Below are 26416 nucleotides of genomic sequence, written 5' to 3'. Positions count from 1 at the left end.
GCCGGTCGCCTCTTAAAGCCCAGAGCACTTCCGATGAATATCTTCGCCGATTTCAACGCGCGGATCATAAAAGCCGTCGAAGCCCTTGACCTGAAAGACAAGGATGGGGCCGCGCCTGACCTGTCGCGTATCGCGGTCGAGCCGCCGCGTGACGCCAGCCATGGCGACCTCGCGACCAATGCGGCGATGGTGCTGGCAAAGCCCACCGGACAGAACCCTCGCGCGCTTGCCGAAAAACTGGCCGAAGCGCTGCGGGGCGACGCTGATATTGCCTCGGCCGAGATCGCCGGGCCGGGCTTCGTCAATCTCAGGCTGAAGGACGCATTCTGGCACACGCACCTGGCGGCGTTGCTCGGCGAGGGGCGCAATTATGGCCGCTCGACCATCGGCGGCGGCCGCAAGGCCAATGTCGAATATGTCTCGGCCAACCCGACCGGCCCCATGCATGTTGGCCACTGCCGCGGCGCCGTGGTCGGCGATGCTTTGGCCAATCTGATGGCCTTCGCCGGCTACGACGTGACCAAGGAATACGTCATCAATGACGCCGGCTCGCAAATCGACGTGCTCGGCCGCTCGGCGTTGCTGCGGTATCGCGAGGCGCTTGGCGAAGCCATCGGCGAGATACCGCCCGGGCTTTATCCGGGCGACTACCTGATCCCCGTCGGCCGGGCGCTGGCTGAGGAGTTCGGACTCGGCCTGCTGGAGATGCCGGAAGAGGAGGCGCTGGCGATCGTCAAGGACCGCACCGTCGACGCGATGATGGCGATGATCCGTGAGGATCTGGCGCTGCTCAACGTGCATCACGACGTGTTCTTCTCCGAGCGCACGCTGCATGCCGACAACGCCAAGAAGATCCGGGCGGCGATCGCCGACCTGACGCTGAAGGGCCACATCTACAAAGGCAAGCTGCCGCCGCCCAAGGGCGAGAAGCCGGACGACTGGGAAGACCGCGAGCAGACGCTGTTCCGCTCGACCGCGGTCGGCGACGACATGGACCGGGCCTTGGTCAAGTCGGACGGCTCCTTCACCTATTTCGCCGCCGACGTCGCCTATCTCAAGGACAAGGTCGACCGCGGCTTCGTCGACCTGATCTATGTGCTCGGCGCCGACCATGGCGGCTACGTCAAGCGGCTCGAAGCGCTGGCGCGCGCGGTTGCCGGCGACACGGTCAAGCTGACGGTGCTGCTTTGCCAACTCGTAAAACTGTTCCGCGACGGCGAGCCGGTCCGCATGTCGAAACGGTCCGGCGATTTCATCACGCTGCGCGAGGTCGTGGAAGAGGTCGGCCGCGACCCGATCCGCTTCATGATGCTTTACCGCAAGAACGACGCGCCGCTCGATTTCGACTTCGCCAAGGTCACCGAGCAGTCGAAGGACAATCCGGTGTTCTACGTGCAGTACGCGTCGGCGCGCTGCCATTCCGTTTTCAGGCAGGCGAGCGAGCAGCTCGGCGAGGCGAACTTCGATCGCAACCGGCTCGCGGCCTCGGTGGCTGCGCTGGCCGACGAGGGCGAGATCGCGCTGATCCGGAAGCTGGCCGAATATCCCCGGCTGATCGAATCCGCGGCGCTTTCGCTGGAGCCGCACCGGCTGGCATTCTACCTCTACGATCTGGCTTCCAGCTTCCATGCACAGTGGAATCGCGGCAACGACAACCAGGACTTACGTTTTGTTAAGGTTAACGACCGAGAATCAACTTATGCCAGACTAGGGCTGGTGCAGGCTGTTTCGGATGTTTTGACTTCCGGCCTGACGCTGATCGGGGCAGACGCGCCCATCGAAATGCGTTAGGTTTAACTAAAAAACCTGTCACCTTTTGCCCACATTGCGCTGGTAAGGGCCAACCCTGCGCGACGTCCATGGCGTCCGACTGTGTGCGAGTTCGGGAACAATAATGGCAGACAGAACCCCGCTGAAAGTAGCCGACCACAACGACATCGCCGACGATGATCCGTTCGCTGAACTGACCCGGATCATGGGTTTCGATCCGCGCCAGCCGGTGCGGCAGCCGGCCCCCGCGGCCGAAAAGGTCAATCAGGCCGTGGAGGCTGACGATTTCGACATCGACCTCGAGAAGGAGTTGATGGGCGAGTTCGACACCGTCGAGGAAAGCGCGCCGGTCGCTCAGCAGGCTGCACTGCATCAGATCAGCAAAGAGCCGGCCTTCGAGGCTGCCAGCGCCGCCGCGAATGACGACGAGCTTACCGCTTCCTTCGAGCAGGATTTCGTATTCGACGACGCGGCGGATTATGCCGACTTCGCTGTGGCCCGTGCGCCGGAGCCGGATTTTGCGCCGCAGCCGCAGGCGGCGCCCGAACCGGAAGTCGCGCCAGAGGCGCACCTTGCATCTGAGGCGCATTTCGCGCCGGTGCCAGAAGAAGCTTCCGAGCCGGAAGTCGCTTTCAACGATGATTTCGACAAGGCCGTCGCCAGTTCGCTCGATGTCTCGCCGGTCGAAGATGATCTTGCGATCGACCGGGAAATGGCGGCTTCGCTGGACCAGGATTTCCAGCTCGACCATCACGAGCCTGCCAACCTCGACGATCAAGAGCTCGCCAACCTCGATGATCAAGAGCCGGCTGACGCGCGTCAGGACGCCGTCGAGGCCATGCAGGCCGCAAGCGAGGCGGCGTTCGACGCCGATTTCGACAACGCGGTCCAGATGTCGCTCGAAGACGAGCTGTCGTTTGAGAGCCACGAGCCGGAGCAGCATGCGCAGGCCGCCGAGCCGGTCGAAGCTCACGCAGCCGCCCCGCTGATTTCCGAGGACGATTTTGCCGGTCATTTCGATCAGGCGATGACCGATGTCGATATCAATCTCGGCCAGGATATGGATCTCGGCCAGAATCTTGGGGAGCCTGAGCCGTCGCTTGACGACGAGCCTGCGCCGGCTGTCGAGGCGCCGGCCGAGACGGCTGCCGCCGAGCCGGAACTCGCCGCGCCCGAACCTGCCGCGGCGCTGACCCTTGATGACGATTTCGAGCTGAGCTTTCGCGATGCGTTGAACGAGGACCCGCAAGCTCCGGCCGTCGAGCCTGTTGCCGCGCTGCAGCCGACCGTCGCCGAGGCGGCGGCTCCCGTCGTCGCCGCTCCGGTTCCGCCGAGCGCCGCCATTGAGCCCGTGAAGCCGGCCGCCAGCGAGCGCAGCCTGGAAGACGAGCTCAATGCGCTGCTTGGCGCCATGACCGCGCGGCCGATGCCGGCTGTCAGGGAGCCTGCTCCCGCGCCCCGGCTGGTTGCGCAACCTGCGAGCTACGAAAGCGAGAAGACCGAGACCGACGATCTCGACTGGAATCTCGACGAGCAGCAGCCGTCGCAGAGCGGCCAAGGCGGTCAGCCGGTTGAAAGCGACCTGGACGACCTGCTCGCCAGCGAGCTCGATCACCAGGATTTCGCAGCCTCGGCCAAGGCAGAGCCCGCGGTCGATTTTGATGACGACGAATTCGGCGCCGCTTTCGCCCGGAGTATCGAAGCCGAGCAGGAGGCCGCCCGGGCGAAGGCAAATTCGTCCGATTGGCTGCATTCGACGAACGCCGAGCCGGCAAGGTCGTGGAGTCGCTCGACCCCGACCGCCGCTCCGCCGGTGCAGGCTTCGTTTGCGCAGCCGGCAGCCTCGGCGCCGATGCAGATGGCCGCGCCTTCAGCGCCAATGCAGGTGGCGGTGCCGGCCTACCGCAGCGAACCGGCTGCGGATTCTTCCGCCTACGCCAAGCCGGTGCAGGCGCCTGTGCCGCAAGGCCGTGAGCATGATGACATGCCCGACGTCGAGACGGTCGACGTGCCGGAGCGCGTGGTCGCGCTCGCGGACGACCTCGACATTCCGGAGCTCAGCTTCGAAGAGGACCAGCCGGCTGCACCCGCATATGACGATCTCGATGCGGAATTCGCCAGCCTGCTCACCGACATGAACGCGACGGAGATCGCGTCGGCGCCGACACAGAGCCGCGGCTACGACGACGAATCCTATAATGCCGGCTTCAATGGCTATGATCGTCGCGACTTGCGTGCCGAGGCTCCGGCGGCTCCAGCGGCCCCGGCTGCGTTTGCCGTCGCGAATGATTACGATGCCGATGATTTGCCCGGCAGCCGGCCGGTTTCGCAGGCGGACGAATTCGCCGCCGATGAGCTCGACTATGATCCCGAGCTCGAAGAAGCGATGGCGATCCCCGGGCTTGCCGAGCGCGAGGCGGCGCAGCCGCGCAGGCGCGGCGTGATGATCGCGGCGCTCGTCGGCGCAGTGGTGGTTTTCGGCGGCCTTGGCGCGCTGGCCTTCTCCTTCGGCGGCAAAGGTGGCAGCGCGGCCCCGGTGATCGTCAAGGCCGACAATTCGCCGATCAAGGTGAAGCCCGAAAATCCGGGCGGCACGGTGGTGCCGAACCAGGACAACAAGGTTTACGACGCGGTCGCCAAGGGCGGCGGCGCGGCCAAGCCGGCCGAGCCGGTGCAGCAGAAGCTGGTGAACACCACCGAGCAGCCCGTGGATCTGGCATCGAAGGAACCGCCGCAGAGTCGTGTGGTCGACCTTTCGCCCAACGACAATGGCGCCGCGGCCGGCACTGACGCCGCCGGCGATCCAGGCACAGCATTGCCCGGCGTCGAGCAAGCGGCTGTGCCCGCAAGCACGCAACCTGCCGCGCCCGCAAGCGCGCAGCCTACCGCGCCGGCAAGCGCGCAGCCGGCGGCACCGGCGCCGAAGTCGGAAGACCGCATCGCCCAGGTGCTGCAGCAGGATGCCGAGAACACCGCCAACAACGATGTCGTCGCCGTCGCGCCGCGCAAGGTGAAGACGATGATGGTGAAACCCGACGGCTCGCTGGTGCCGCGCGAGGACCCGGCTCCAGCCGCTGCGCCGAAGGTCGCCGCGGCCGAACCGAGCGATCCGGCGCCGCAACATGTCGCGCCGGCCTCCGACGGCCAGCAGACGGGAACCGTGGCTTCCGACGCGGGCCAGGCCGTTACGGACCAGGCCGATGCGCCGGCCGTCAAGCCGGTGAAACCCGCGAAGAAGACTGAAGCCAAGGCGCAGTCGGCCAACACGCCGGCAGTGGCGCCGGTGGCGCCGGCGCGTCCGTCCGACCAGCCGGTCGATATCGTCGGCGAGGTCAAGCCGGACCAGGTCGCTTCGATCGATCCGGCGGCGGCCGCCGGCGGCGGCTCGTGGTCGATGCAGATCGCCTCGCAGCCGACGGTCGAAAGCGCGCAGTCGACCTATCAAGACCTGCAGCGCCGCTATGGCGGCGTGCTGTCCGGCCGCACGGCCAACATCGTCAAGGCCGAGGTCGCGGGCAAGGGCACCTTCTACCGCGTCCGGGTTGCGGCCCAGTCGCGCAACGATGCGATCAACCTTTGCACCAGCTACAAGGCGGCCGGCGGCAACTGCTTCGTATCGCGCTGATTAAATCAAGCCTATCAAAGCCGGCGCCCCCGCGAGGCCGCGCCGGCTTTTCGCTGTGGACGGTTGCGGGCTTTGGCTGGTCCGAGGGCAGGGGTGATTCCCTTTGCTCGCTCAAAGCCTTAAGCTTCCGGGCATGAGCGAATCAAAATCCATGATCCTCGGCTGCGCCGGGAAATCCCTCACAGAGGACGAAATCCGCTTCTATCGGGACGAACGTCCCTGGGGCTTCATCCTGTTTGCGCGCAACATCGGCGAGGCCGGGCAGATCCGCGACCTCGTCGCCTCGATGCGCGACTGCGTCGGTCGCCCGGAGGCTCCGGTCTTCATCGATCAGGAAGGCGGCAGGGTGCAGCGCCTGCGTCCGCCGCTAGCGCCGAACTACCCGGCCGGGGGCGCGCTTGGCGCATTGTGGCGCGATGATCGCGAGGCAGGCCGCCGCGCCGCCTGGCTGATGGCGCGGCTGCATGCCTTCGATCTCTCGCGCCTCGGCATCACCGCCGACTGCCTGCCGGTGCTCGATGTGCCCGTCGAAGGCGCCAGCGACGTCATCGGCGCGCGCGCCTATGGCAAGGAGCCCAACGCCGCGATCGAGCTTGGCCGGGCCTCGGCCGAGGGGCTGATGTCGGGCGGCGTGCTGCCGGTGATGAAGCATATTCCCGGCCACGGCCGCGCCTTTGCCGACACGCATTTCGCGCTGCCGACCGTCGATACGCCGCTCGATGAACTCAGACGGCATGATTTTGCCCCGTTCAAGGCGTTGAACGAGCTGCCGATGGCGATGACGGCTCATGTCGTCTACAGCGCGGTCGACCCCGACAATCCGGCGACGACGTCCGCCAAGGTCGTCGATCAGGTGATCCGCGGCGAGATTGGCTTCGACGGGCTGCTGATGAGCGACGACACGTCGATGAAGGCACTTTCTGGGGATTTCCCGACAAAGGCGGCCTCGATCCTTGCGGCCGGCTGCGATCTCGTCCTTCACTGCAATGGCGTTTTCGAGGAGATGTCGGGGATCGCGTCGCGCACGACGGCGCTGTCAGGCAAGTCTTTGCAGCGCGCCGAGCGGGCGCTGACCTATATAAAGAATCGCGACGTCGCCAATGAAACGGCCATACGCGCAGAATTCGCCACCTATTTCGAAGCGGTGGCCTGAACCGAAGGGACGAAAGGCAAGTGGCGGAGACATTGGAAGGCAAGGCCGCGAAGGCCGCACCGATGGACCGCCTGTGGGCCGAGAACGACGATTCACGCCTGACCGGCGACCCGTCGCTGGTCGTCGACGTGGCGGGTTTCGAAGGTCCGCTCGATCTTCTTTTGCATCTCGCCCGCAACCAGAAGGTCGATCTGGCGCGCATTTCTATCCTGGCGCTCGCGGAGCAATATCTGGCCTTCGTCGAAAAGGTGCGGGCGCTGAGGCTCGAGCTTGCCGCCGACTATCTGGTGATGGCGGCGTGGCTGGCTTTCCTGAAGTCGAAGCTCTTGATCCCGAAACAGCCGGGCGAGGAGGGCGAAAGCGGCGAGGAACTGGCGGCGGTGCTGCAATTCCGGCTGAAGCGTCTTGAAGCCATGCGCGACGCCTCGGCGCGGCTGGTGAACCGCAACCGCCTTGGCCGCGACGTCTTTGCGCGCGGCATGCCGGAAATGGTCATTGTCGAGAAGCGCAACAGCTTTTCGGCTTCGCTCTACGATCTGCTCACCGCCTATGCGCAGCAGCGTCAGCGGCAGGCGATCAACAATGTGACGATTGCCCGGCGCGCCGTGTGGTCGCTCAAGGATGCACGCGAGGTGCTGGCGCGGCTGATCGGCTCGGTCGGCGACTGGACGACGCTCGACAGCTTCCTGATCGAATATCTGGCGGCGCCGGAAGAGAAGCGCACGGCGATGGCCAGTTCCTTCGCGGCGACGCTCGAGATGGTGCGCGAGGGCAAATTGGAAGTGCGGCAGGATCAGGTGTTCGCGCCAATCTATCTGCGCGGCCGCGTGCAAGGGGTAAGGGTAGTCGAGGTGGTATCATGAGCGAACGCGCCAACGCGTCGGTCATCCCGTTCAAGGTCGAGGACGAACCGGAAGACGAGATGGCCGAGCAGGGTTCCATCGAAAACCCGGCCGAGCGGCTGCAATTGTCGGAAGCCGTGCGCATGGCCGAGGCGATCATATTCGCCAGTGCCGAGCCGGTCAGCGAAAAGCAGCTTGCCGCGCGCCTGCCGGAAGGCGTCAACATTGCAGCCGCAATGGCGGATCTGCAGGAAATCTATGCCAAGCGCGGCGTCAATCTGGTACGGGTCGGCGATGCCTGGGCCTTCCGCACCGCCGGCGACCTGGCTTTCCTGATGAGCCGGGACTCCGTGCAGCAAAGGAAGCTCTCGCGCGCGGCGCTCGAAGTGCTGGCGATCATCGCCTATCACCAACCGGTGACGCGCGCCGAGATCGAGGACATCAGGGGCGTTGAAACGTCGAAGGGCACGCTCGACACGCTGCTGGAAACGGAGTGGGTCAGGATGCGCGGCCGCCGCCGCACGCCCGGACGGCCGGTGACCTACGGCACCACTGACGCTTTCCTCGATCATTTCGCACTGGAGGAGATCCGCGATCTGCCCGGCATGGAAGAGCTGAAGGGCGCTGGCCTGCTCTCAACGCGCATGCCGGCGAATTTCTCGATGCCGGTTCCGCCGGCCGACCCGGACGCGCTCGCCGAAGACGAGGATGCGCTGACGGACATCGACCTCGAGGAGCTCGGGCTGCTGACGCCGCGCGTCGCCGACGAGTGATCATCAAATCGCCGCGAATGGTCTATTAGCAGAGGCTGCGCGGATTCGTAGCAAGCCGCTCACGCCGAAAGTGCGTGACATCCGCTAGCCATTTTATCAACTTCGTAGCGGTTGTGTTTGAATCCCTGAGCGAAAACGCATAGATCATCGCCGAGGGAAACCATTCGAGAGAGATTGTTATGGGTTCATTTTCGATTTGGCACTGGATGATCGTGCTGGTCATCGTGCTTCTGGTGTTCGGCCGCGGCAAGATCCCGGAACTGATGGGCGACATGGCCAAGGGCATCAAGAGCTTCAAGAAGGGCATGGCCGACGACGACGCCGACGACAAGCGTACCGTCGAGCATCGCGCTGACGAGACTGTTTCGCCGGCCAAGGAAAAGGTCAGCAAGAGCTGATCTTGGTTGTTGCTTTGAGCATGCCGTTGTCCCAAAACCGCTTCGCATTTTTGGGCGGCAGGCACCCGTCGGAATAGATTGTCATGTTCGAAGTCGGTTGGAGCGAGCTGCTGGTGATCGCGGTCGTCATGATCGTGGTCGTCGGGCCGAAAGATTTGCCCAACATGCTGCGCACCTTCGGCCGCACCGCGGCGAAATTGCGCGCCATGGCCGGCGACTTCCAGAAGCAGTTCAACGAAGCGCTGAAGGAAGCCGAGCTCGACGATGTGAAGAGCTCGATCGATAGTCTTCGCGGCCTCAATCCGATGAACGAGGTGCGCAAGCAGCTCAATCCGTTCGAGCAGGCCGCGGCCGATGTGCGCGCCGGCGTCGATACGATGATGAAGCCCAAGCCGGCCGCCGATCCGGCGGCGCCGGCAGCGGAAACGCCGCAGGCCGCCGAGCCGCTCAAGAACGGTGCGACGGACCTGCCTGGCGTCGGTGGGCCCGAGGCTAGCTCTGCCGCTCCAGCCTTCCCGGCCATGACCGACGCCTCCGTCACCGCACCGGTTTCTGACACCGCCGTGCCGGCCAGGCCGGCGAAAAAGGCGGTGACCGCCAAGGCAAGGACCGCCAGCACGGCGGCCAAACCGGTCGCGGCAACTAGGGCACCGGCAGCAAAAGCGTCGGCCAAAACCGCAGCGCCTGCAACGAAGGCAGCGCCGAAGGCTGGGGCAAAGCCTGCCGCGGCGAAGAAGCCGGCCGCGAAGAGGGCAACCGACGGCAAGAAGATGACGGGCGGCACCAAGTGAGCGTTTCGGACAAGGAGCGGGAAGAAATCGAGAAATCGTCAGCGCCGCTGATCGAGCATCTCATCGAGCTGCGCCGCCGCCTGATCTGGTCGCTGGGCGGCTTCTTCGTCGCCTTTCTCGTCTGCTTCTTCTTCGCCAAGCGCCTGTTCAACCTTCTGGTCGTCCCCTTCAAATGGGCGACACAGTGGGCAGGGCTCGACCCGCATAAGGTCGAGCTGATCTATACCGCGCCGCAGGAGTTCTTCTTCACCCAGGTGAAGCTCGCCATGTTCGGCGGCATGGTGATCGCCTTTCCGCTGATCGCCACGCAAATCTACAAGTTCATTGCGCCGGGGCTCTACAAGAACGAGCGCAGCGCCTTCCTGCCGTTCCTGATCGCATCGCCCATCTTGTTCCTGATGGGCGCCTCGCTGGTCTATTTCTTCTTCACCCCGATGGTCATGTGGTTTTTCCTGGCCATGCAGCAGACCGGCACCAACGACCAGGTGCAGATCTCGCTGCTGCCGAAGGTGTCGGAATATCTCAGCCTGATCATGACGCTGATCTTTTCCTTCGGCCTGGTGTTCCAGCTGCCGGTGGTGACCAGCCTTTTGACGCGCGTCGGCATATTGTCGTCGCAGGCGCTGGCCGAGAAGCGCAAATGGGCGATCGTCCTTTCCTTCGTCGTCGCCGCCGTGCTGACGCCGCCCGATCCGATGAGCCAGTGCGGCCTCGCCATCCCGACCATCATTCTCTATGAGGTCGCCATCTGGTCCTCGCGCATGATCGAGCGCAGCCAGGCGCGCGACCGCCTGGCGCGCGAGCAGGCGGAGGCGGGGAGCTCTGCCGCCAGCAACACGCCGGACGCGCCGTCGGCCTAGGCGAAAGGCGTCAAGCCGGGAAAATCGCGGCTGTCGTCCTGACCGCCGTCTTGCATCGATGACGGATGCGGTTTACGCCCTCGATCCTTAAAGCGCATCGCTTTAAGTCTTAGTTTTGATGCATGTCGTTGTCCCAGAACCGCGACATACTTCTGGGCGACATGCATTGCTTTGAGGATCGACCATGCTTGATATCAAATGGATTCGCGACAACCCCAAGGCCCTTGTCGAAGCGCTGGTGAAGCGCTCGTGGCCGGCGGATGAAGCGCAGTCCACGGTCGACGACCTGGTCGCCAAGGACGAAGCGCGGCGTTCGCATCTCAGCGAATTGCAGGTCAAGCAGGAACGCCGCAACGCCGCCTCGAAGGAGATCGGCAACGCCATGCGTTCAGGCGATTCAGCGCTCGCCGAGAAGCTCAAGGGCGAGGTCAGCGAGATCAAGGCGTTCATTCAGAATGGCGAGGCGCGCGAGCGCGAACTCGACAAGGCGCTGGACGACGCGCTGGCGGTTCTGCCCAACGTGCCGCTTGATGACGTGCCGGTCGGCAAGGACGAGCACGATAATGTCGTCAAGCGCATCGTCGGCGAGGTGCCGACGCGTCCGAATTGGGTGAAGGAGCATTTCGAGATAGGCGAAGCGCTGGGCATGATGGATTTTGAGCGGGCGGCGAAATTGTCCGGCTCGCGGTTCACGGTGCTGAAGAGCCAACTGGCGCGCATGGAGCGGGCGCTAGGCCAGTTCATGATCGACCTGCACACGACAGAGCACGGTTATGAAGAGATCATCCCGCCGCTGATGGTGCGCGACGAGGTATTGTTCGGTACCAATCAGCTGCCGAAATTCGAACTCGACCTGTTCTTCACGCCGCATGGCGACAGTCGGCTTGGGCTCATTCCGACGGCCGAAGTGCCGCTCACCAACCTCGTGCGAGAAGAGATCACCGCGCATGAAAAGCTGCCGCTGCGCTACACCGCGCTGACGCCATGCTTCCGCTCGGAAGCCGGCTCGGCCGGCCGCGACACGCGCGGCATGCTGCGCCAGCACCAGTTCTACAAGGTGGAGCTGGTCTCGATCACCGACCAGGAAAGCTCGCTCGCCGAGCATGAGCGCATGACTGAATGCGCCGAAGAGGTGCTGAAGCGGCTCGGCCTGCCGTTCCGCACCGTCACGCTTTGCACCGGCGACATGGGTTTCGGCGCGCGCAAGACCTACGACATCGAGGTCTGGCTGCCGGGGCAGAACGCCTATCGCGAAATCTCGTCCTGCTCGGTCTGCGGCGATTTCCAGGCCAGGCGCATGGATGCCCGCTACAAGGACAAGGATGGCAAGGGCAATCGCTTCGTCCATACGTTGAACGGTTCGGGCACCGCGGTCGGCCGGGCTCTTATCGCCGTCATCGAAAACTACCAGAATGAGGATGGCAGCGTAACCATTCCTGAAGTGCTGCGGCCTTACATGGGTGGTCTCGCCAAGATCGAAGCGAAGTGACTTGATGCGCATCCTGCTGACCAATGACGACGGCATCCATGCCGAGGGGCTGGCGTCGCTCGAGCGTATCGCCCGCACGCTGTCGGACGACGTCTGGGTGGTTGCGCCGGAGCAGGACCAGTCCGGCTATGCGCATTCGCTGTCGATCTCGGAGCCGCTCAGGCTGCGCAAGATCGGCGAGAAGCACTATGCCGTGCGCGGCACGCCGACCGACTGCGTCATCATGGGCACGAAAAAAATTCTGCCCGGACCGCCGGACCTGATCCTGTCCGGTGTCAATTCCGGCGCCAACATCGCCGACGACGTCACCTATTCGGGCACCGTTGCGGGCGCCATGGAAGGCGCGCTGCTCGGCGTCCGCTCGATCGCGGTAAGCCAGGCCTATTCCTATGTCGGCGAGGATCGCGTCGTGCCTTACGAGACGACCGAGGCGCTGGCGCCGGCGTTGCTCAAGAGACTGGTGGAGACGCCGCTGCCGGAAGGCGTGCTGCTCAACGTCAATTTCCCGAACTGCGCGCCGGACGAGGTGGAGGGCACCGTCGTCACCGCGCAGGGCAAGCTGGTGCACAGCCTTTGGGTCGACGAGCGGCGCGACGGGCGCGGCCTGCCTTACTACTGGCTGCGCTTCGGCCGTGAGCCGGTCGAAGGCAAGAAGGGCACGGATCTCCATGCGCTGCGCAACCGGCTGGTGTCGGTGACGCCGCTGCAGCTCGACCTCACCGCCCATGAGCTCCGCGACCAACTGACCAAGGCGCTGTCATAAAATAGGGTTTTGGCATGAACACGGTCTTGGCATGAATACGGGCATCGACGACCGCGAAGGTTTTGCCGCTTTCCTGCTCAGGCTGCGGGGCAGGGGCGCGGCGCCCAAGGCGCTGGTCGCCGCCTTCGAGGCGACGCCGCGGCGTGGTTTCCTGCCGGCGCAGTTCCATGCGGTCGCCTGGTCGGACGGCATGCTGCCGATCGAATGCGGCGAGGCGATCGAGGGCGCCGATCTGCAGGCGGCGGTGATCGCCGCGCTTCACATCGAGCCGGGCAACCGCGTGCTCGAGATCGGAACCGGTTCGGGCTACACGGCCGCCGTCATGTCGAGGCTTGCGGCGCGCGTCATCACCATCGACCGCTATAAAACCCTGACCGAGCAGGCAAAGCAGCGCTTCGAGGCGCTGGCCATCAGCAATGTCATCGTCCGCCAAGCCGACGGGTCCAACGGCCTGCCCAATGAAGGGCCGTTCGACCGTATCGTCGCCTGGGCCGCCTTCGACAGCCTGCCGCGCTTCCTGCTCGACCAGCTGTCGAGCGGCGGCATCGTCATCGCGCCGATCGGTCCGGAAGAGGGCGAGCAGGTGCTGGCCAAGCTCACCAAGGTCGGCAGCCGCTTCGAGCGCGAGGACATCGGCATGGTCAGGCTGCAGCCGATCCTGCGCGGCGTCGCGATGGTGATTTAAGGGCTTCACAGCCCTCGCCAAAATTTCCGCCAATGTTTTAAGAAAATTTTTGTCGGATTCTAATGGGTTAACCGCCCAGTAACATTAACGCGCTTTAATCGTGACCAGTTTGTACCGGGTCTGTGCGGGTTAGTGCGATGCAATTCAATCACTTGAAGGCAAACAGACGTAATCTGGCGCGCGGTTGCGCTGTTCTGATGATTGCCGGCGCTGCGGCCGGGTGCAGTTCCCAGTCGATGCGCTTCAACGGTGTCGACGACGTGTTCACGTCATCCACCAACAATCAGCGCGCCATCATAAACAAGCAGAATGTCGACCAGCCCTATCCGGGCGACACGGTCGCGCCGGCGCCGGTCGACGGCACCCACACCCAGTCGGTGAGCCGCTCGAGCCTCGAGCCGGTCACGGCGCAGCAGCTGCCGCCGCCCTCGCAGCCTGCCGCCGCGCCGGCCAGGCCGATGCGCACAGCGTCAGCCCCGGCACTTGCTCCGGCTCCCGCGCTTGCCCCCGCACCGCATGTCGACAGGACGACCACCAACACCGTCGCGCCGGCCAAGCCGTTCAAGACGGCCGAGCCCGACGCCGTGCGCAACGCCAGTGCTGCCCCGCATGCGACCGAAATCGTGGTCAGGGACGGCGAGACGCTTTCGGGCCTGTCGCAGCACTATCACGTGCCTGCCGATGCCATCGCCAAGGTCAACGGGATCGATCCGAAGAAGGGCATCCGCAGCGGCCAGAAGATCGTCATTCCCGCCTATGCCTATTCCAGCAAGGAGCCGAAAGTCGCCGAGGGCAAGCCGGTGAATACGCCGAAGCAGCCTGCCGGCGCGCCGGAGAAGGTCGCGGTGCTGCCGCAGCAGCCGAAAATCAAAGACGGCAAGTCGGCCGCTCAGGTCGATACGTCGGCCGCGGCCAGCGGCTCGAAGGACCCCAAGCCAGCGGCGCAGATGGCTGAAGCCAAGCCGGCCGGCGCCGGCGGCTCCTACACGGTACAGCAGGGCGACTCGCTGTCGTCGATCGCCAGGAAGACCGGCGTCGGCGTCGTGGCGCTGAAGAAGGCCAACGGCATGCAGGACGGCCTGCTCAAGATCGGCCAGACGCTCAAGGTTCCGGCCGGCGGCACGGTCGCCGTTGCCGCGGCAAAGCCCGCGGCCACCAAGCCGGCGGTCGATCCGGTGACGACGGCAACGACGCCGCCGGCGGCCAAGACCACCGAGACGCTCGCCTCCTATACGCCGCCGAAGAAGGACGCCAAGGTCATCCAGCAGGCCGAGGACGACGATGCGGTGGCGCCCGACGCGACCGGGATCGGCAAGATGCGCTGGCCGGTGCGCGGCCGCGTGATCTCCGGCTTCGGTTCCGGCAAGGACGGCGTCGACATCGCGGTGCCCGAAGGAACGCCGATCAAGGCGGCCGAGAACGGCGTCGTCATCTATGCCGGCGACGGCCTCAAGGAATTCGGCAACACCGTGCTGGTGCGGCACGAGAACGGCCTGGTCACCGTCTATGGCCATGCAAGCTCGATCGAGGTGCAGCGCGGCCAGAAGGTCAAGCGCGGCCAGGAAATCGCGCTCTCCGGCATGAGCGGCACCACCGACTCGCCCAAGCTGCACTTCGAAGTGCGCAAGAACTCGGCCCCGGTCGATCCGAGCGGCTACCTCGAATAGAACAAGAACCGTTTGCGGGCCGCCTGACCTCCAGTCCGGCCCGCCGTCTTCAGCCCGCTCCGCAAGGAGCGGGCTTTTTCAGATCCGTGCAACATGCCTGCCCGCAAGGTTCAGAGATGATCACGGAGCGTATCGGCGATCATCTCTTCAAGGCTGCTGGCCTTCACGCCAAGAAGTGTCTCCGCGTCGGAGCTATCAACCAGCAAGGGGCTCTCGAAGAGGTACCGCATCTCGACGAGCTCATGCATGCCAAGGGCTTCCATCTCGGGGACGGAATAGGAGCGTGTCTCTGGGATCTCGTGTCCGAGCATTGCCGCGGTTTTCCGGATAAGCTCGCGGGGCGAGGCGTATTGCGAAGGAACATGAAACGCCCGTCCCCATTCACCCGTGTAGCGGGAGGCCGCGACAAGCGTGCTCGCGACGTCCTTGGTGAAGGCCCAGGCATGAGTTGCGTCGAGGTCCCCAATGAAGGCGGTGGGCTTGCCTTCGATAATGGAAGGCAGCGCGACCAGCGAGAAGTAGCTGATCGCGCCATGTCCGAGATAGTCGCTGGACCGCACTTCGATCGCCGGCACACTGGCGCGGACCGCCCGCTGCCACATGATGGTCCTGGCGGTTCCCTTCTTCGAAGTCGGGTCTAGAGACATGTCGGAGCGAAGCGGACGGTCGGCATTTCCCCCATAACCATAGAGGTTGCCAAGCACGACGAGCTTCGCGCCGACGGCTTCCGCCGCGCGCACGGTGCCGTCGATTATTGGGAAAAAGTCGGTGGGCCACCGATGATATGTGGCCATGGCGCACATGAAAATGGCATCGGCGCCTCGGCAAACGCGTGACAGCTCCGCGGCGTCCGTGGCGTCAGCCCGTATCGTCCGCACATTCGGCAACGCGTTCGAACCGACGCTTCGGCTTGTGAGCACGACATCGTGTCCTTCTTCGCCAAGACGACGAGCCGTCTCGCGCCCAACGGGGCCCGCGCCGACAACAACATAGAAACTCATTGCAACCTCTCTTCCAAGCTTGATGGAGAGGCGTGAGTACGAGTTCACGGCGTTGAAAATCGCGCGGGAATTGCCAAATCTTGGACAGGTTCCGCCATGAATCGAGAGAGCATGCCTTCGCAATTCGAGCCGGCCCGATCCTCGTCCGACGTAGCAATGATCTCCCGCCGTGTTGAAGCAGGCGTCCATCGCCTGTCCCGGGCGCCACACCATCGCATCATGGTGCATGCAAGCGCGGTAACGCGCTCCTACTGCAACCAGGTTGGGCGATATTTCGTCAGGCGCGCCGGCGATATCGACCTGGTGCCGGCTGGGGAGGAGGGCGGCTTCGAGGCCGAAACCCCGTTCGAGACGATTGAGATCGTCTTGCAGCCGGCTTTGATGGAAAGGGTCGCCGCAGAACTTGGCGGCAGGGTGCGAGCGTCGCGGCTCGACACGCGCCATTTGCTTCGTGACCAGCGCATCGAACATCTTGCCCGAGCGCTGCAGAGCGACCTCAATGCCGGCGCGCCGAGCGGCCCTTTGTTTGCCGACAGCATCGGCGCCGCCCTTGCGGTGAGGCTGCTCGGTCTCGATGGGCCGGACACGGTTCGAGTGAACCGGTTGTCGGATGCGCAGCTCAAGCGGGTTCTGGAACACATAGAGACCGCTCTCCACGAGCCGCTTTCGATTGACCGGCTGAGCCGGGTTGCCGGCGCGAGCAGCTCGCACTTGCGGACGTGGTTCAAGGTGGCGACGGGCGTCACCCTGCATCGCTACGTGCTGCGACGCCGCGTGGAAAGGGCGCGCGTTCTGCTCAAGCAAGGCGATCTGAGCACGAGCGAGGTGGCAGCATTGACGGGCTTCGCGCATCAGTCACATCTGGCGCATTGGATGCGCCGCGAAATCGGCCAGACGCCGCGCGACTTGCGACGGACGATCTCGCCCAAGTGACATTAACGTTTCAATCCTTCAGCGGCTTGCCGAGCCTGCCGGCGAGGTCCTGCGTGAATTGCCAGGCGACGCGGCCGGAACGGCTGCCGCGCGTGGTTGCCCATTCCAGCGCCTCGGCGCGCAGCTGCTCGGGGTCGATCGCCAGATCGTGGTAGCGGACATAGCCGTCGATCATGTCGAGATATTCGTCCTGCGAGCATTTGTGGAAACCGAGCCACAGGCCGAAGCGGTCGGAAAGCGAGACCTTTTCCTCGACCGCTTCCGAAGGGTTGATGGCGGTGGAGCGCTCATTGTCAATCATGTCGCGCGGCAGCAGATGCCGCCGGTTGGACGTGGCGTAGAAGATGACGTTGCCGGGCCGGCCCTCGACGCCTCCTTCGAGCGCCGCCTTCAGCGACTTGTACGACGTGTCGTCATGATCGAAGGAAAGGTCGTCGCAAAACAGGATGAAGCGCCAGGGGGCCGCCTTCAGGAGACCCATCAGCTTGGGCAGCGTGTCGATGTCCTCGCGGTGGATTTCGATCAGCTTCAGCGGCCGCTCGAGCTTGCCGGAGGCGTTCACCGTGGCATGCACGGCCTTAACCAGGGACGATTTGCCCATGCCGCGCGCGCCCCACAAAAGCACGTTATTGGCCGCATAACCGGACGCGAAACGCTCGGTGTTGTCGAGCAGGATGTCGCGCACGCGGTCGACGCCGCGGATCAGGCCGATGTCGACGCGGTTGACCTTGCGCACCGGTTCCAGGAAGCCAGGGTCTGCCTGCCACACGAAGCAGTCGGCAACACCGAGATCGGTCTGAGGAACCGGCGGCGGAGCGAGGCGAGCGACTGCCTCGATCAGGCGATCGAGTTTCTTGTTCAATGCGTCCAGGCTGTCGGTCATATCAGGTCTTTTTGTTTAGGCATTTCAGCGTGTGGGAGCAGCTTCCATGACATCGCTGCAAGAACCAGCTCCAAGCTTTTGTTGGAGCATGATCTTTTCGGTGGCCTCGAAGCCGCTTCCGCTGCGACGCTCTAGCACGCCGCAAACGGCTGGAAAAGCAACGGATCGGGCTCGCAGCGCAGTTGCATTGGCAAGTTTACCGACTATATTCCGGCCAAATTTTCGCGGGGCCGCCGCAGCGGTATTTCACCATCCAGGAGTTTCTTGATGTTCGTTACACCGGCATACGCCCAGGGCGTCGGCGCCTCGCCAGACATGTTGATCTCGATTTTGCCGTTTGTCCTGATTTTCGTGATCATGTATTTTCTTATCATCCGGCCGCAGCGCGCGCAGTTGAAGAAGCGCCAGGAAATGCTGTCGGCGGTGCGCCGCGGCGACACGGTGGTGACCGGCGGCGGCTTCGTCGGCAAGGTGACCAAGGTGATCGACGACAACGAGCTGGAGATCGACCTTGGCGGCGGAACCAAGGTGACGGCGCTGCGCTCGACGATTTCGGACGTGCGCGTCAAGGGCGAGCCGGTGGCTAACCAGAACGCCAAGAAGTAATCCTAACCTCGATGGCGGAACGCTGCCGCTTGTACGCCTGAACGGATAAAACGAATGCTCTATTTCTCGCGCCTGAAGATGATCCTGATCTGGCTCGCGGTGGCCGTCACAGTGATCCTCGCCGCGCCCAATCTCTTCCCGGCAAGCATGCTGGCGCAATTGCCGAACTGGGTGCCGAAGCGGCAGATGACGCTGGGCCTCGATCTTCAGGGCGGCTCGCACATCCTGCTGCAGATGGATCAGAACGACCTGATCAAGGATCAGCTGCAGACGACGCGTGACGAGATCAGGACACTGCTGCGCGACGCCAAGATCCAATATACCGGCCTTGGCGGAACAGGCCGAACCGTGCAGGTGCGCATCAACGATGCGAGCCAGGTCGAAGCCGCCAAGACAGCGCTGAAGCCGATAACCAATCCGGTGACCGCCGGTCTGTTTGCCGGCGGTTCCGTGCAGTCGATGGCGCTGGACGATTCCGAGCCTGGGCTGTTGAAGTTCACCGTCACGGATGCGGGCATCAAATATCGCACCACGACCGCTCTCTCGCAGGCGATCGAGGTGGTGGAGCGACGCGTCAACGCGCTTGGCACGACCGAGCCGATCGTGCAACGGCAGGGCGACGATCGCATCCTTGTCCAGGTGCCCGGGCTCCAGAACCCGCAAAGGCTCAAGGACATTATCGGCCAGACCGCCAAGCTGACGTTCCAGATGGTCGACACGTCAGTGCCGGTCCAGGACGCGATGAAGAATCGCCCGCCGGCTGGCGACTCGGTCCTTTATTCGCAGGACGATCCTCCGGTTCCTTACCTCGTCGAGAACCGCGTTATCGTCTCGGGCGAAGACCTGTCGAATGCGACCCCGACGTATAATTCACAGACCAATGAGCCGGTGGTTTCGTTCACCTTCAATTCCCGCGGGGCGACCAGGTTCGGTCAGGCGACCCAACAGAATGTCGGCAAGCCGTTCGCCATCGTGCTCGACAACCAGGTGATTTCGGCACCGGTGATCCGCGAGCCGATCCTTGGCGGCAGTGGCCAGATCTCCGGCAATTTCACGACCGAGAGCGCCAACGACCTCGCCGTCTTGCTGCGCGCCGGCGCCCTGCCGGCCAAATTGACGATCATCGAAGAGCGTACGGTCGGCCCGGGCCTTGGTCAGGACTCCATCCACGCCGGCAAGGTGGCTGGCGTGATCGGCTCAATTCTCGTCGTCGCCTTCATGTTCGTCGCCTATGGGTTCCTCGGTTTCCTGGCCAACATCGCTCTGGCCGTGCACGTGGCAATGATCGTCGGCGCGCTGTCGCTGCTCGGCGCCACGCTGACCTTGCCCGGCATCGCCGGTATCGTGCTCACCATCGGCATGGCGGTGGACTCCAACGTCCTGATCTATGAGCGCATCCGCGAAGAGCGGCGCAACGGCCGTTCGGTGATCCAGGCGATCGACACCGGCTTCTCCAAGGCGCTGGCGACTATCATCGATTCCAACGTCACCTCGCTGATCGCCACCGTGGTGCTGTTCTGGCTGGGCACAGGGCCAGTCAAGGGCTTTGCGATCACCTACGCGATCGGCATTCTGACCACGGTCTTCACGGCCTTCACCTTCACCCGCATGCTGGTGTCGATCTGGCTGCGCCGCGCCCGGCCGAAGGAACTGCCGCGCGCGCCGGTCACCTTCATTCCGCCAGGCACGAAGATCCCGTTCATGGGCATTCGCCGCTGGACCTTCGCTCTCTCCAGCACGTTGTCGATCCTGTCTGTCGTCGGGTTCCTGACTCTTGGCATCAACTACGGCATCGACTTCAAAGGCGGCTCGATAATCGAGGTGCAGTCCAAGAAGGGCGATGCCGATCTCGGTGACATCCGCAACAGGCTCTCCGAGCTCAATATCGGCGAGATCCAGGTGCAACAGTTCGGTGCGGCAAATGACGTGCTGATCCGTGTCGGCACGCAGGACGCCGGCGAGAATGCCGAGCAGACTGTGATCGACAAGGTGCGGGGCGAACTGCAGGACCAGTATGACTTCCGCCGGGTCGAGGTGGTGGGGCCGACGGTCTCAGGCGAGTTGGCCAAGCAGGGCACGATCGCCATGCTGATCGCGCTGGCGGGCATCCTGCTCTATGTCTGGTTCCGCTTCGAATGGCAGTTCGCCGTCGGCGCCATCGTGGCCACGGTGCACGATGTGGTGATGACGATCGGCTTCTTCGTCTTGACAGGGCTGGAGTTCAACCAGTCGTCGCTGGCGGCCATCCTGACCATCATCGGCTATTCGCTGAACGACACCATCGTGGTCTATGACCGCGTTCGTGAGGATCTGCGAAAATACAAGAAAATGCCGCTGCCGCAGCTCTTGAACAATGCCATCAACGAGACGCTGTCCAGAACCACGCTGACCTCCGTCACCACGTCGCTGGCGCTGTTGGCACTGGTGCTGTTCGGCGGCGAGGTGATCCGCTCCTTCACGCTGGCGATGCTGTTCGGCGTGGTGTTCGGCACCTATTCGTCGATCTTCATCGCCGCGCCGCTGCTGATCCTCTTCAAGCTGAGGCCGCAGGCCTCGGCTAAGGAGCCGGTGAACGGCAAGGCGGTGGCGACCTGACGCCGTTTCGGCATCATGTTCTAGAGCCATGGCCAAAGGCATCATCATCCGCGAGGCGCATTTCCCGGGCAAGGCGGCGATCGAGGCCTATGGCAATGGCGGCTTTCGCTTTGCCGATATGTCGCATCGCGGATCGCTGCTCGTCCTGCCGTCGGGCATCCATGGCTGGGAGCCCGCCGATCCGCTGGCGCTGAAGGCCACGGATTTCGACAAGCTGTTCGCCGAGGCCGGCAAAGTCGAGATCCTGCTGGTCGGGATGGGCAAGGAACTGCGGCCGCTGCCGGCGGCGCTGCGAGCCGCGCTAAAGGAGGCCGGGATCTCGGCGGACCCGATGTCGACGGGAGCGGCGGTGCGGACCTACAATGTGCTGCTCGCCGAAGACCGCGCCGTGGCCGCCGCGCTGATCGCCGTCGATTGAATGGCCGCCGGCACGTCCAAGATCATCAAGAATGGCGACATCGTCATGGGTGCGGTGCGCGCCGTCGACCATGACCGGTATCTGTCGGCGCTTTACGCGCCGGCCGACAAGCGCGACGCGCTGCTCGCGCTCTACGCCTTCAATGCCGAGATCGCCGGCGTGCGCGATCGCATCCATGAGCCGCTGCCGGGCGAGGTCAGGCTGCAATGGTGGCGAGACGTCATTTCGGCCGGAGGGGATGCCGAGACAGGCCACCCGACCGCCGATGCGCTGCGCGCGACGATCGCCGCCTGCCGGTTGCCGAAGGCTGCTTTCGAGAACATGCTCGAGGCGCGCATCTTCGATCTCTATGACGACCCGATGCCGTCGCGGACCGATCTCGAGGGCTATTGCGGCGAGACGGCCGCGGCGCTGATCCAGCTTGCGGCCATGGTGCTCGATCCCGCCGCGGCGCCCGACTTTGCCGAACTGGCGGGCAGGGCCGGCTGCGCGCAGGCGATCACCGGCCTGTTGTTGCTTCTGCCGCTCCATCGTCGGCGCGGACAGTGTTTTGTGCCCGCCGACATCCTTTCGGCGGTCGGCACGACGCCGGAAGAGTTCGTCAAAGGCGAAGGCGGGGAAGCCGCCGAGCGCGCGGTTGCGGCGATGATTGCGCTGGCGCGCGAGCATCTCAACGCCTTCGAGAAGGGTGCGCCAGCGCTTCCCGTTGCGCTGCGGCCCGCCTTCCTGCCGCTAGCGCCGACCCATGCCTATCTCGACAGGATGGAGAAGACGGGCAGGTCGCCGCTCAGTGTGACGGCAACGCTCTCAACCTTGCGCCGGCACTGGCTGCTCTTGCGTCATGCGATGCGGGGCTGGACGCCCCTTTGACGTAAACGTCAACCGTGCTAGGGATTCCGTCCATGTGGACTCGCGTCGAAGAAATGCGGGCCGCCGGAGGAGCCGTCTTTCCATGAGCCTGCCAGTCCTGGTCGTCCTTGTCGTGTTCGGCATCGCGCTGTCGGTCGCGGCCGTGCATTTCACCGGCGGCACGACGACCGCGACGCTTGCCGGCGCCGATCATGCGCTCGCACGCTTTGCCGAGGATTTTCCCGACGAAAGACCGGGTTCAATACGGCTGACAGCCGACAGCCATGCCGCGTTTCTCGATCTTGGCCCGCAGCGCTGCGGCATCGTCCGGAGCATAGGCGATTGTTTTCTGACGCGCATCGTCACGCCCCACGACATTCTGGCGCTGACTAGGGAAGGCAATGTGGTCTCGCTGCGGCTCAATGATTTCACCTGGAAAGGCGGGCGGTTTGCTTTTGCCGACGAAGCCGGCGCGCTGGCCGTGGCGGCGGCATTGCAAAGCCATGATCGGATCCGGGAGGCGGCGTGATGGACGAGTATAATTTCCCGCAGGTCACCCAGCTTGCGATCCCGTTCTTCGTCGCGGCGATCCTGATCGAACTCTGGCTGGTGCGCACCGGCCGCGCCAGGGGATCGTTCGAAACGCGCGACACGCTGACCAGCCTGATGATGGGGACCGGCAATGTCGTCGCAGGCTTGCTGCTCGGCGTCGTGTCCTACTGGGCGCTGCTGTGGCTGTGGCAATTCCGCTTCTTCAATCTCGGCCTGTCGATCTGGGTGTTCGCCGCCGCCTTCCTGCTCGACGACCTGCGCTACTATGTCTATCACCGCATCGCGCACCGGGTGCGCTGGGTGTGGGCCGAGCACGTCAATCATCATTCCAGCCAGCACTACAATCTCTCGACGGCGCTGAGACAAAGCTGGACAGGGCTGTTCACCTTCACCTTCATCCTGCAGGCGCCGCTGGTGCTGCTCGGCTTCCATCCTGCGGTGATCGCGTTCGTCTTCGGCTTCAACCTTGTCTGGCAGTTCTGGATCCACACCGAGACGATCGGCAAGACGTGGGGCTGGTTCGAATTCATCTTCAACACGCCTTCGCACCACCGTGTCCACCACGCCACCAATCCGCGCTATCTCGACGCCAATTATGCCGGCACGCTGATCGTCTGGGACCGCATGTTCGGCACCTTCGTCGAGGAATTGGAGGAGGACCGGCCGCGCTACGGCATCGTAAAGAACATCGGCACCTTCAATCCGCTGAAGGTTGCGTTCCACGAATGGATCGGCATGTTCAAGGATGCGCTGGCGCCGGGGCTGACGCCTGGTCAGCGTGTCAACTATCTCATCCAGCCGCCAGGCTGGAGCCATGACGGTTCGCGCGATACGTCCGAGACGCTGAAGGCGGCTTATGTGCGGAGGAATCCGGGAGAGGCGGGCAAGCCGGGATTGCCGAGGGCAGGCGCGGAGCCGGCGGAGTAATCAACGCCTTAGGATTGATCGCCAGAACCACCGTCGCGCATCAACGTCTCGTAGTCGCGGCCGCCGTAGAAGATGTTGAGTATGAGAACGACATCGCTTTCGACAACATAGGTGACGACCGCGGAATGTTCGAAAGGGACGGTTCGTAGCCCGGGTGCGATGTCATCGCGCGAGCGGCCGCCGCGAGGTGCGTTGCCGATGCTTCGGCAGCGCTCTCTAACCCGATCCATGAAGCCATTGGCGACGTTTTCGCTGCCGCCCTTCTCAAGGATGTAGCTGCCAATCGCTTCGAGATCGGAGATCGCGTTTTCGCTAAGAACGACGACGAGGCGCTGGATCATCATGGCCTTGCGCCAGCTGTGAAATTCGGTTCTTCACCCGGTCGATTGCTTCATCGAGCGGGACGGCGGGTCTCTTGTCCTCGATCGAAGCCTTTACGCGCGCACGGATCGATGCCATGCGCTCGGCATGCTCTTGCTCCTCGCGCTGGAAGGCGCGGAGCGCGGCGCGGATGACTTCGCTAGCGGAGCCGAAGGAGCCGTCCTCGACTTTTTCGCGGATCATGCGCGCCATGGCCGGCGTGACGGTGACGGACAGTTTCTCAGCGGATTCCATGGCTCACCTCACATAGGATTGCGAGTAGGATGATATCCTACTTTATATGGGGCGTCCAAGCCGAGATCAAACCTTACTCCGCCGCTTCCGCCCGCGCCGGCAGCCCCAGCCATACCCTGCAATCTGCCAAAGCGCGCGAGGTGATGGCGTGGCGCTTGGCGACGGTCTTGTCCTTGCCGCGCAGGCGCTTGCCTTCGGTCTTCGGCGCCTCGACCGGCGGAAACAGGCCGAAATTCACGTTCATCGGCTGGAAGGAGCGCTTGCCGGGCTCGTCATCCGAGACGATATGGCCGCCGGTGATGTGGTTGAGCAGCGCGCCGAAGGCGGTGGTCGAGGGCGGCAGCGACGGCGCTCGGCCGAGGCGCTCGGCGGCGGCGAAGCGGCCGGCGAGCAGGCCGATCGCCGCGCTTTCGACATAGCCTTCGCAGCCGGTGATCTGGCCGGCAAAGCGCAGGCCGGGGCGCGATTTCAGCTGCAGCGAAGGATCGAGCAGCGTCGGCGAGTTGATGTAGGTGTTGCGGTGCAGGCCGCCGAGACGCGCAAAGTCCGCGTTTTCAAGCCCGGGGATGGTGCGGAAGATGCGCACCTGCTCGGCATGCTTCAGCTTGGTCTGGAAGCCGACCATGTTGTAGAGCGTGCCCAGCGCATTGTCTTGCCGGAGCTGCACCACCGCATAGGCCTTGACCGACGGATTGTGGACGTTGGTCAGCCCCATCGGCTTCATCGGCCCGTAGCGCAGGGTCTCGACACCGCGCTCGGCCATCACCTCGATCGGCAGGCAGCCGTCGAAATAGGGCGTGCCTTCCCACTCCTTGAACTCGGTCTTTTGGCCGTCGAGCAGCGCCTGGACGAAGGCGAGATACTGCTCCTTGTCCATCGGGCAGTTGATGTAGTCCTTGCCGGTGCCGCCTGGACCGACCTTGTCGTAGCGCGACTGGAACCAGGCTGTGTTCATGTCGATCGTGTCGAAATGCACGATCGGCGCGATCGCGTCGAAAAAGGCGAGCGCATCGGCGCCGGTAGCTTCGGCGATCGACTGCGCCAGCGAAGGCGCCGTCAGCGGGCCGGTGGCGATGATCGCCTGGTCCCAATCCTCGGGCGGCAGCCCAGGCACTTCCTCGCGCTGGATGGTGATCAGCGGATGCGCCTCGATCCTCGCGGTGACCGCGTCGGAAAAGCCGTCGCGGTCGACGGCCAGCGCGCCGCCGGCCGGCACCTGGTTCGCATCGCCGGCACTCATGACCAGCGAGCCGGCAAGCCGCATTTCGGCGTGCAGCAGCCCGACGGCGTTGTTTTCGGCATCGTCGGAGCGGAAGGAATTGGAGCAGACCAACTCGGCCAAGCCGTCGGTCTTGTGCGCGTCGGTGCCGCGTACCGGGCGCATCTCATGCAGCACGACCGGAACGCCGGCTTGCGCAAGTTGCCATGCGGCTTCGGAGCCGGCGAGGCCGCCGCCGATGACGTGTACGGGATTTTTGCTCATGAGCGCCGGAATAATAGCTTGGGGACGCGATTGCAATTGCCAGCTGACAACGCACGAGGCCGGTGCCTGCGCCAGAAACAACAACACCCGCCGGGGGAGGAGGTCCGGCGGGTGTCGTTTTGGGGGTCGATCCTCGGGAGGAGGTGAAGATCGACCTTCATTCGTCATTGCCGGGGAGGAGGTCGGCTTTGACGAAATTCCTTATCGCCCTTCGAAGACGAACTGCGTTCGCTTCGGGAACAACGCCCGCCGGGGGAGGAGGTCCGGCGGGCGCCGTTTTGGTGGTCAACCCTGGGGAGGAGGTGAGGGTTGGCCGTATCCGTCAGGGTCGGGGAGGAGGTCGACCCTGGCGAAATGCCTTGCTTAGATCGCCTTGCGGGCGACCATCTTGATCTCGTCGCGAACGATGCCGAGATCGTGGAGCTGGCGGTTGGAAAGCCGACCCAGCTCAGCAACGGTGTCGCGATAGACGCGCCAGTTACGATAGCTGCGGATCAGGTTCATTGTCTTAACTCTCTTCAAAACTGGTTCGGACCATTTGCGGTCCGAAGCGGATTAGACCGCCTTGCGGGCGACGTAGTGGATGTCGCTGCGGCTGATGCCGAGGTCGGTCAGTTCACGGTTCGACAGGCGGTTCAGCTCGGAGACGGTGTCCCGGTAGCGGCGCCAGTTGCGGTAGTTGCGGATCAGGTTCATGGTAGTTCTCGTTTCGTCTTTAACTTCGGATCATTCCGTTTG

26 protein-coding genes are annotated in these 26416 nt (G+C 64.0%); 19 read left to right on the top strand and 7 right to left on the bottom strand.

From position 1 onward, the window contains the following. The first annotated feature begins 33 nt into the window (after window positions 1–33). The 12 genes from argS (at window position 34) to LB552_RS02645 (ending at window position 14816) form a co-directional block, all read left to right on the top strand. Window positions 34–1791 (top strand): arginine--tRNA ligase, encoded by a 1758-nt coding sequence (gene argS, locus LB552_RS02700; RefSeq protein ID WP_224601720.1) that lies wholly within the window; start codon window positions 34–36, stop codon window positions 1789–1791. Between the two features lie 103 nt (window positions 1792–1894). After that, the gene (locus LB552_RS02695) at window positions 1895–5395 is read left to right on the top strand and encodes an SPOR domain-containing protein (protein WP_224601718.1); all 3501 of its coding nucleotides are present in this window, start codon (window positions 1895–1897) and stop codon (window positions 5393–5395) included. A gap of 133 nt (window positions 5396–5528) precedes the next feature. Further along, window positions 5529–6548: a beta-N-acetylhexosaminidase gene (gene nagZ / locus LB552_RS02690; protein ID WP_224601715.1), complete on the top strand. Its 1020-nt coding sequence runs from the start codon at window positions 5529–5531 to the stop codon at window positions 6546–6548. Window positions 6549–6610: 62 nt separating this feature from the next. Beyond that, window positions 6611–7411, top strand: a complete 801-nt coding sequence (locus tag LB552_RS02685) for a segregation and condensation protein A (protein ID WP_224602257.1) — start codon at window positions 6611–6613, stop codon at window positions 7409–7411. Then, window positions 7408–8163 (top strand): SMC-Scp complex subunit ScpB, encoded by a 756-nt coding sequence (scpB, locus tag LB552_RS02680; RefSeq protein ID WP_224601714.1) that lies wholly within the window; start codon window positions 7408–7410, stop codon window positions 8161–8163. The genes LB552_RS02685 and scpB overlap by 4 nt, the downstream gene beginning before the upstream one ends. Window positions 8164–8342: 179 nt before the next feature. Next, window positions 8343–8561, top strand: coding sequence for a twin-arginine translocase TatA/TatE family subunit (locus LB552_RS02675; protein WP_027167260.1), 219 nt, complete (start codon window positions 8343–8345; stop codon window positions 8559–8561). Window positions 8562–8644: 83 nt separating this feature from the next. Continuing rightward, entirely contained in the window at window positions 8645–9352 is a 708-nt protein-coding gene (gene tatB / locus LB552_RS02670; RefSeq protein WP_224601711.1) for a Sec-independent protein translocase protein TatB, read from the top strand. Further along, window positions 9349–10212 carry a twin-arginine translocase subunit TatC gene (gene tatC, locus LB552_RS02665; RefSeq protein WP_224525243.1) on the top strand — a complete coding sequence of 288 codons (864 nt, stop codon included), beginning with the start codon at window positions 9349–9351 and terminating at the stop codon, window positions 10210–10212. The genes tatB and tatC overlap by 4 nt, the downstream gene beginning before the upstream one ends. Before the next feature lie 184 nt (window positions 10213–10396). After that, window positions 10397–11701 carry a serine--tRNA ligase gene (gene serS / locus LB552_RS02660; RefSeq protein ID WP_224525246.1) on the top strand — a complete coding sequence of 435 codons (1305 nt, stop codon included), beginning with the start codon at window positions 10397–10399 and terminating at the stop codon, window positions 11699–11701. A gap of 4 nt (window positions 11702–11705) precedes the next feature. Further along, the gene (gene surE, locus LB552_RS02655; RefSeq protein ID WP_140627262.1) at window positions 11706–12464 is read left to right on the top strand and encodes a 5'/3'-nucleotidase SurE; all 759 of its coding nucleotides are present in this window, start codon (window positions 11706–11708) and stop codon (window positions 12462–12464) included. A 31-nt stretch (window positions 12465–12495) separates the two neighbouring features. After that, entirely contained in the window at window positions 12496–13149 is a 654-nt protein-coding gene (locus tag LB552_RS02650; RefSeq protein ID WP_224601709.1) for a protein-L-isoaspartate(D-aspartate) O-methyltransferase, read from the top strand. Window positions 13150–13286: 137 nt separating this feature from the next. Beyond that, window positions 13287–14816 (top strand): peptidoglycan DD-metalloendopeptidase family protein, encoded by a 1530-nt coding sequence (locus LB552_RS02645; RefSeq protein WP_224601708.1) that lies wholly within the window; start codon window positions 13287–13289, stop codon window positions 14814–14816. A 110-nt stretch (window positions 14817–14926) separates the two neighbouring features. Here the strand turns inward: LB552_RS02645 and LB552_RS02640 are convergent, their stop codons facing one another. Further along, complete coding sequence (locus tag LB552_RS02640) at window positions 14927–15817, bottom strand: NAD-dependent epimerase/dehydratase family protein (protein WP_095765569.1); 891 nt, start codon at window positions 15815–15817, stop codon at window positions 14927–14929. Between the two features lie 111 nt (window positions 15818–15928). On the opposite strand from LB552_RS02640, the gene LB552_RS02635 reads away from it, so the two are divergent. Then, a complete protein-coding gene (locus LB552_RS02635) occupies window positions 15929–16750 on the top strand; it encodes a helix-turn-helix domain-containing protein (protein ID WP_411965387.1) in 822 nt (273 codons plus the stop codon). A 10-nt stretch (window positions 16751–16760) separates the two neighbouring features. On the opposite strand, the gene LB552_RS02630 is transcribed toward LB552_RS02635, so the two are convergent. Continuing rightward, window positions 16761–17633: an ATP-binding protein gene (locus tag LB552_RS02630; protein ID WP_224601703.1), complete on the bottom strand. Its 873-nt coding sequence runs from the start codon at window positions 17631–17633 to the stop codon at window positions 16761–16763. A 267-nt stretch (window positions 17634–17900) separates the two neighbouring features. Between LB552_RS02630 and yajC the strand changes: the two genes are divergently transcribed. The 6 genes from yajC to LB552_RS02600 all read left to right on the top strand — a co-directional run bounded on the left by yajC (window position 17901) and on the right by LB552_RS02600 (window position 23580). After that, window positions 17901–18239 (top strand): preprotein translocase subunit YajC, encoded by a 339-nt coding sequence (gene yajC, locus LB552_RS02625; RefSeq protein WP_095765024.1) that lies wholly within the window; start codon window positions 17901–17903, stop codon window positions 18237–18239. Between the two features lie 54 nt (window positions 18240–18293). Further along, the gene (secDF, locus tag LB552_RS02620) at window positions 18294–20834 is read left to right on the top strand and encodes a protein translocase subunit SecDF (RefSeq protein WP_224601702.1); all 2541 of its coding nucleotides are present in this window, start codon (window positions 18294–18296) and stop codon (window positions 20832–20834) included. A 28-nt stretch (window positions 20835–20862) separates the two neighbouring features. Further along, the gene (locus tag LB552_RS02615) at window positions 20863–21252 is read left to right on the top strand and encodes an Mth938-like domain-containing protein (protein WP_140840452.1); all 390 of its coding nucleotides are present in this window, start codon (window positions 20863–20865) and stop codon (window positions 21250–21252) included. Further along, window positions 21253–22122: a phytoene/squalene synthase family protein gene (locus LB552_RS02610; RefSeq protein ID WP_411965384.1), complete on the top strand. Its 870-nt coding sequence runs from the start codon at window positions 21253–21255 to the stop codon at window positions 22120–22122. A gap of 82 nt (window positions 22123–22204) precedes the next feature. Next, window positions 22205–22630 carry a hypothetical protein gene (locus LB552_RS02605; protein WP_095765027.1) on the top strand — a complete coding sequence of 142 codons (426 nt, stop codon included), beginning with the start codon at window positions 22205–22207 and terminating at the stop codon, window positions 22628–22630. Further along, window positions 22630–23580 (top strand): sterol desaturase family protein, encoded by a 951-nt coding sequence (locus LB552_RS02600; RefSeq protein ID WP_224601700.1) that lies wholly within the window; start codon window positions 22630–22632, stop codon window positions 23578–23580. Before LB552_RS02605 ends, LB552_RS02600 begins: the two co-directional genes overlap by 1 nt. 8 nt (window positions 23581–23588) lie before the next feature. On the opposite strand, the gene LB552_RS02595 is transcribed toward LB552_RS02600, so the two are convergent. The 5 genes from LB552_RS02595 to LB552_RS02575 form a co-directional block, all read right to left on the bottom strand. Beyond that, on the bottom strand, window positions 23589–23921 hold the full coding sequence (locus LB552_RS02595) for a type II toxin-antitoxin system RelE/ParE family toxin (protein ID WP_224602252.1): 333 nt from the start codon (window positions 23919–23921) through the stop codon (window positions 23589–23591). Further along, window positions 23893–24195, bottom strand: coding sequence for a type II toxin-antitoxin system ParD family antitoxin (locus LB552_RS02590; RefSeq protein ID WP_224601698.1), 303 nt, complete (start codon window positions 24193–24195; stop codon window positions 23893–23895). The genes LB552_RS02595 and LB552_RS02590 overlap by 29 nt, the downstream gene beginning before the upstream one ends. A gap of 73 nt (window positions 24196–24268) precedes the next feature. Next, entirely contained in the window at window positions 24269–25678 is a 1410-nt protein-coding gene (gene trmFO / locus LB552_RS02585; protein WP_224601696.1) for a methylenetetrahydrofolate--tRNA-(uracil(54)-C(5))-methyltransferase (FADH(2)-oxidizing) TrmFO, read from the bottom strand. 363 nt (window positions 25679–26041) lie between these two features. Next, on the bottom strand, window positions 26042–26182 hold the full coding sequence (locus LB552_RS02580) for a DUF1127 domain-containing protein (protein WP_071031998.1): 141 nt from the start codon (window positions 26180–26182) through the stop codon (window positions 26042–26044). Window positions 26183–26233: 51 nt separating this feature from the next. Then, a complete protein-coding gene (locus LB552_RS02575) occupies window positions 26234–26374 on the bottom strand; it encodes a DUF1127 domain-containing protein (protein WP_095765031.1) in 141 nt (46 codons plus the stop codon). Window positions 26375–26416: the final 42 nt, after the last annotated feature.

This window comes from Mesorhizobium sp. CA7 (assembly GCF_020165015.1).
In the GTDB taxonomy this organism is placed as follows: domain Bacteria; phylum Pseudomonadota; class Alphaproteobacteria; order Rhizobiales; family Rhizobiaceae; genus Mesorhizobium.
Note: the sequence above shows the minus strand (reverse complement) of the source record. Positions and strands in the feature narration are given on the sequence as shown.

Coding starts and splice junctions, on each gene's coding strand:
- serS (WP_224525246.1), top strand. CDS start 10,397: ATGCTTGATATCAAATGGATTCGCGACAACCCCAAGGCCCTTGTCGAA.
- LB552_RS02610 (WP_411965384.1), top strand. CDS start 21,253: ATGGCCGCCGGCACGTCCAAGATCATCAAGAATGGCGACATCGTCATG.
- nagZ (WP_224601715.1), top strand. CDS start 5,529: ATGAGCGAATCAAAATCCATGATCCTCGGCTGCGCCGGGAAATCCCTC.
- secDF (WP_224601702.1), top strand. CDS start 18,294: ATGCTCTATTTCTCGCGCCTGAAGATGATCCTGATCTGGCTCGCGGTG.
- LB552_RS02650 (WP_224601709.1), top strand. CDS start 12,496: ATGAATACGGGCATCGACGACCGCGAAGGTTTTGCCGCTTTCCTGCTC.
- LB552_RS02640 (WP_095765569.1), bottom strand. CDS start 15,817: ATGAGTTTCTATGTTGTTGTCGGCGCGGGCCCCGTTGGGCGCGAGACG.
- scpB (WP_224601714.1), top strand. CDS start 7,408: ATGAGCGAACGCGCCAACGCGTCGGTCATCCCGTTCAAGGTCGAGGAC.
- LB552_RS02675 (WP_027167260.1), top strand. CDS start 8,343: ATGGGTTCATTTTCGATTTGGCACTGGATGATCGTGCTGGTCATCGTG.
- LB552_RS02645 (WP_224601708.1), top strand. CDS start 13,287: ATGCAATTCAATCACTTGAAGGCAAACAGACGTAATCTGGCGCGCGGT.
- LB552_RS02580 (WP_071031998.1), bottom strand. CDS start 26,182: ATGAACCTGATCCGCAGCTATCGTAACTGGCGCGTCTATCGCGACACC.
- LB552_RS02615 (WP_140840452.1), top strand. CDS start 20,863: ATGGCCAAAGGCATCATCATCCGCGAGGCGCATTTCCCGGGCAAGGCG.
- yajC (WP_095765024.1), top strand. CDS start 17,901: ATGTTCGTTACACCGGCATACGCCCAGGGCGTCGGCGCCTCGCCAGAC.
- LB552_RS02685 (WP_224602257.1), top strand. CDS start 6,611: ATGGACCGCCTGTGGGCCGAGAACGACGATTCACGCCTGACCGGCGAC.
- LB552_RS02695 (WP_224601718.1), top strand. CDS start 1,895: ATGGCAGACAGAACCCCGCTGAAAGTAGCCGACCACAACGACATCGCC.
- LB552_RS02600 (WP_224601700.1), top strand. CDS start 22,630: ATGGACGAGTATAATTTCCCGCAGGTCACCCAGCTTGCGATCCCGTTC.
- LB552_RS02635 (WP_411965387.1), top strand. CDS start 15,929: ATGCCTTCGCAATTCGAGCCGGCCCGATCCTCGTCCGACGTAGCAATG.
- trmFO (WP_224601696.1), bottom strand. CDS start 25,678: ATGAGCAAAAATCCCGTACACGTCATCGGCGGCGGCCTCGCCGGCTCC.
- LB552_RS02590 (WP_224601698.1), bottom strand. CDS start 24,195: ATGGAATCCGCTGAGAAACTGTCCGTCACCGTCACGCCGGCCATGGCG.
- LB552_RS02575 (WP_095765031.1), bottom strand. CDS start 26,374: ATGAACCTGATCCGCAACTACCGCAACTGGCGCCGCTACCGGGACACC.
- surE (WP_140627262.1), top strand. CDS start 11,706: ATGCGCATCCTGCTGACCAATGACGACGGCATCCATGCCGAGGGGCTG.
- tatB (WP_224601711.1), top strand. CDS start 8,645: ATGTTCGAAGTCGGTTGGAGCGAGCTGCTGGTGATCGCGGTCGTCATG.
- LB552_RS02630 (WP_224601703.1), bottom strand. CDS start 17,633: ATGACCGACAGCCTGGACGCATTGAACAAGAAACTCGATCGCCTGATC.
- LB552_RS02605 (WP_095765027.1), top strand. CDS start 22,205: ATGAGCCTGCCAGTCCTGGTCGTCCTTGTCGTGTTCGGCATCGCGCTG.
- LB552_RS02595 (WP_224602252.1), bottom strand. CDS start 23,921: ATGATCCAGCGCCTCGTCGTCGTTCTTAGCGAAAACGCGATCTCCGAT.
- argS (WP_224601720.1), top strand. CDS start 34: ATGAATATCTTCGCCGATTTCAACGCGCGGATCATAAAAGCCGTCGAA.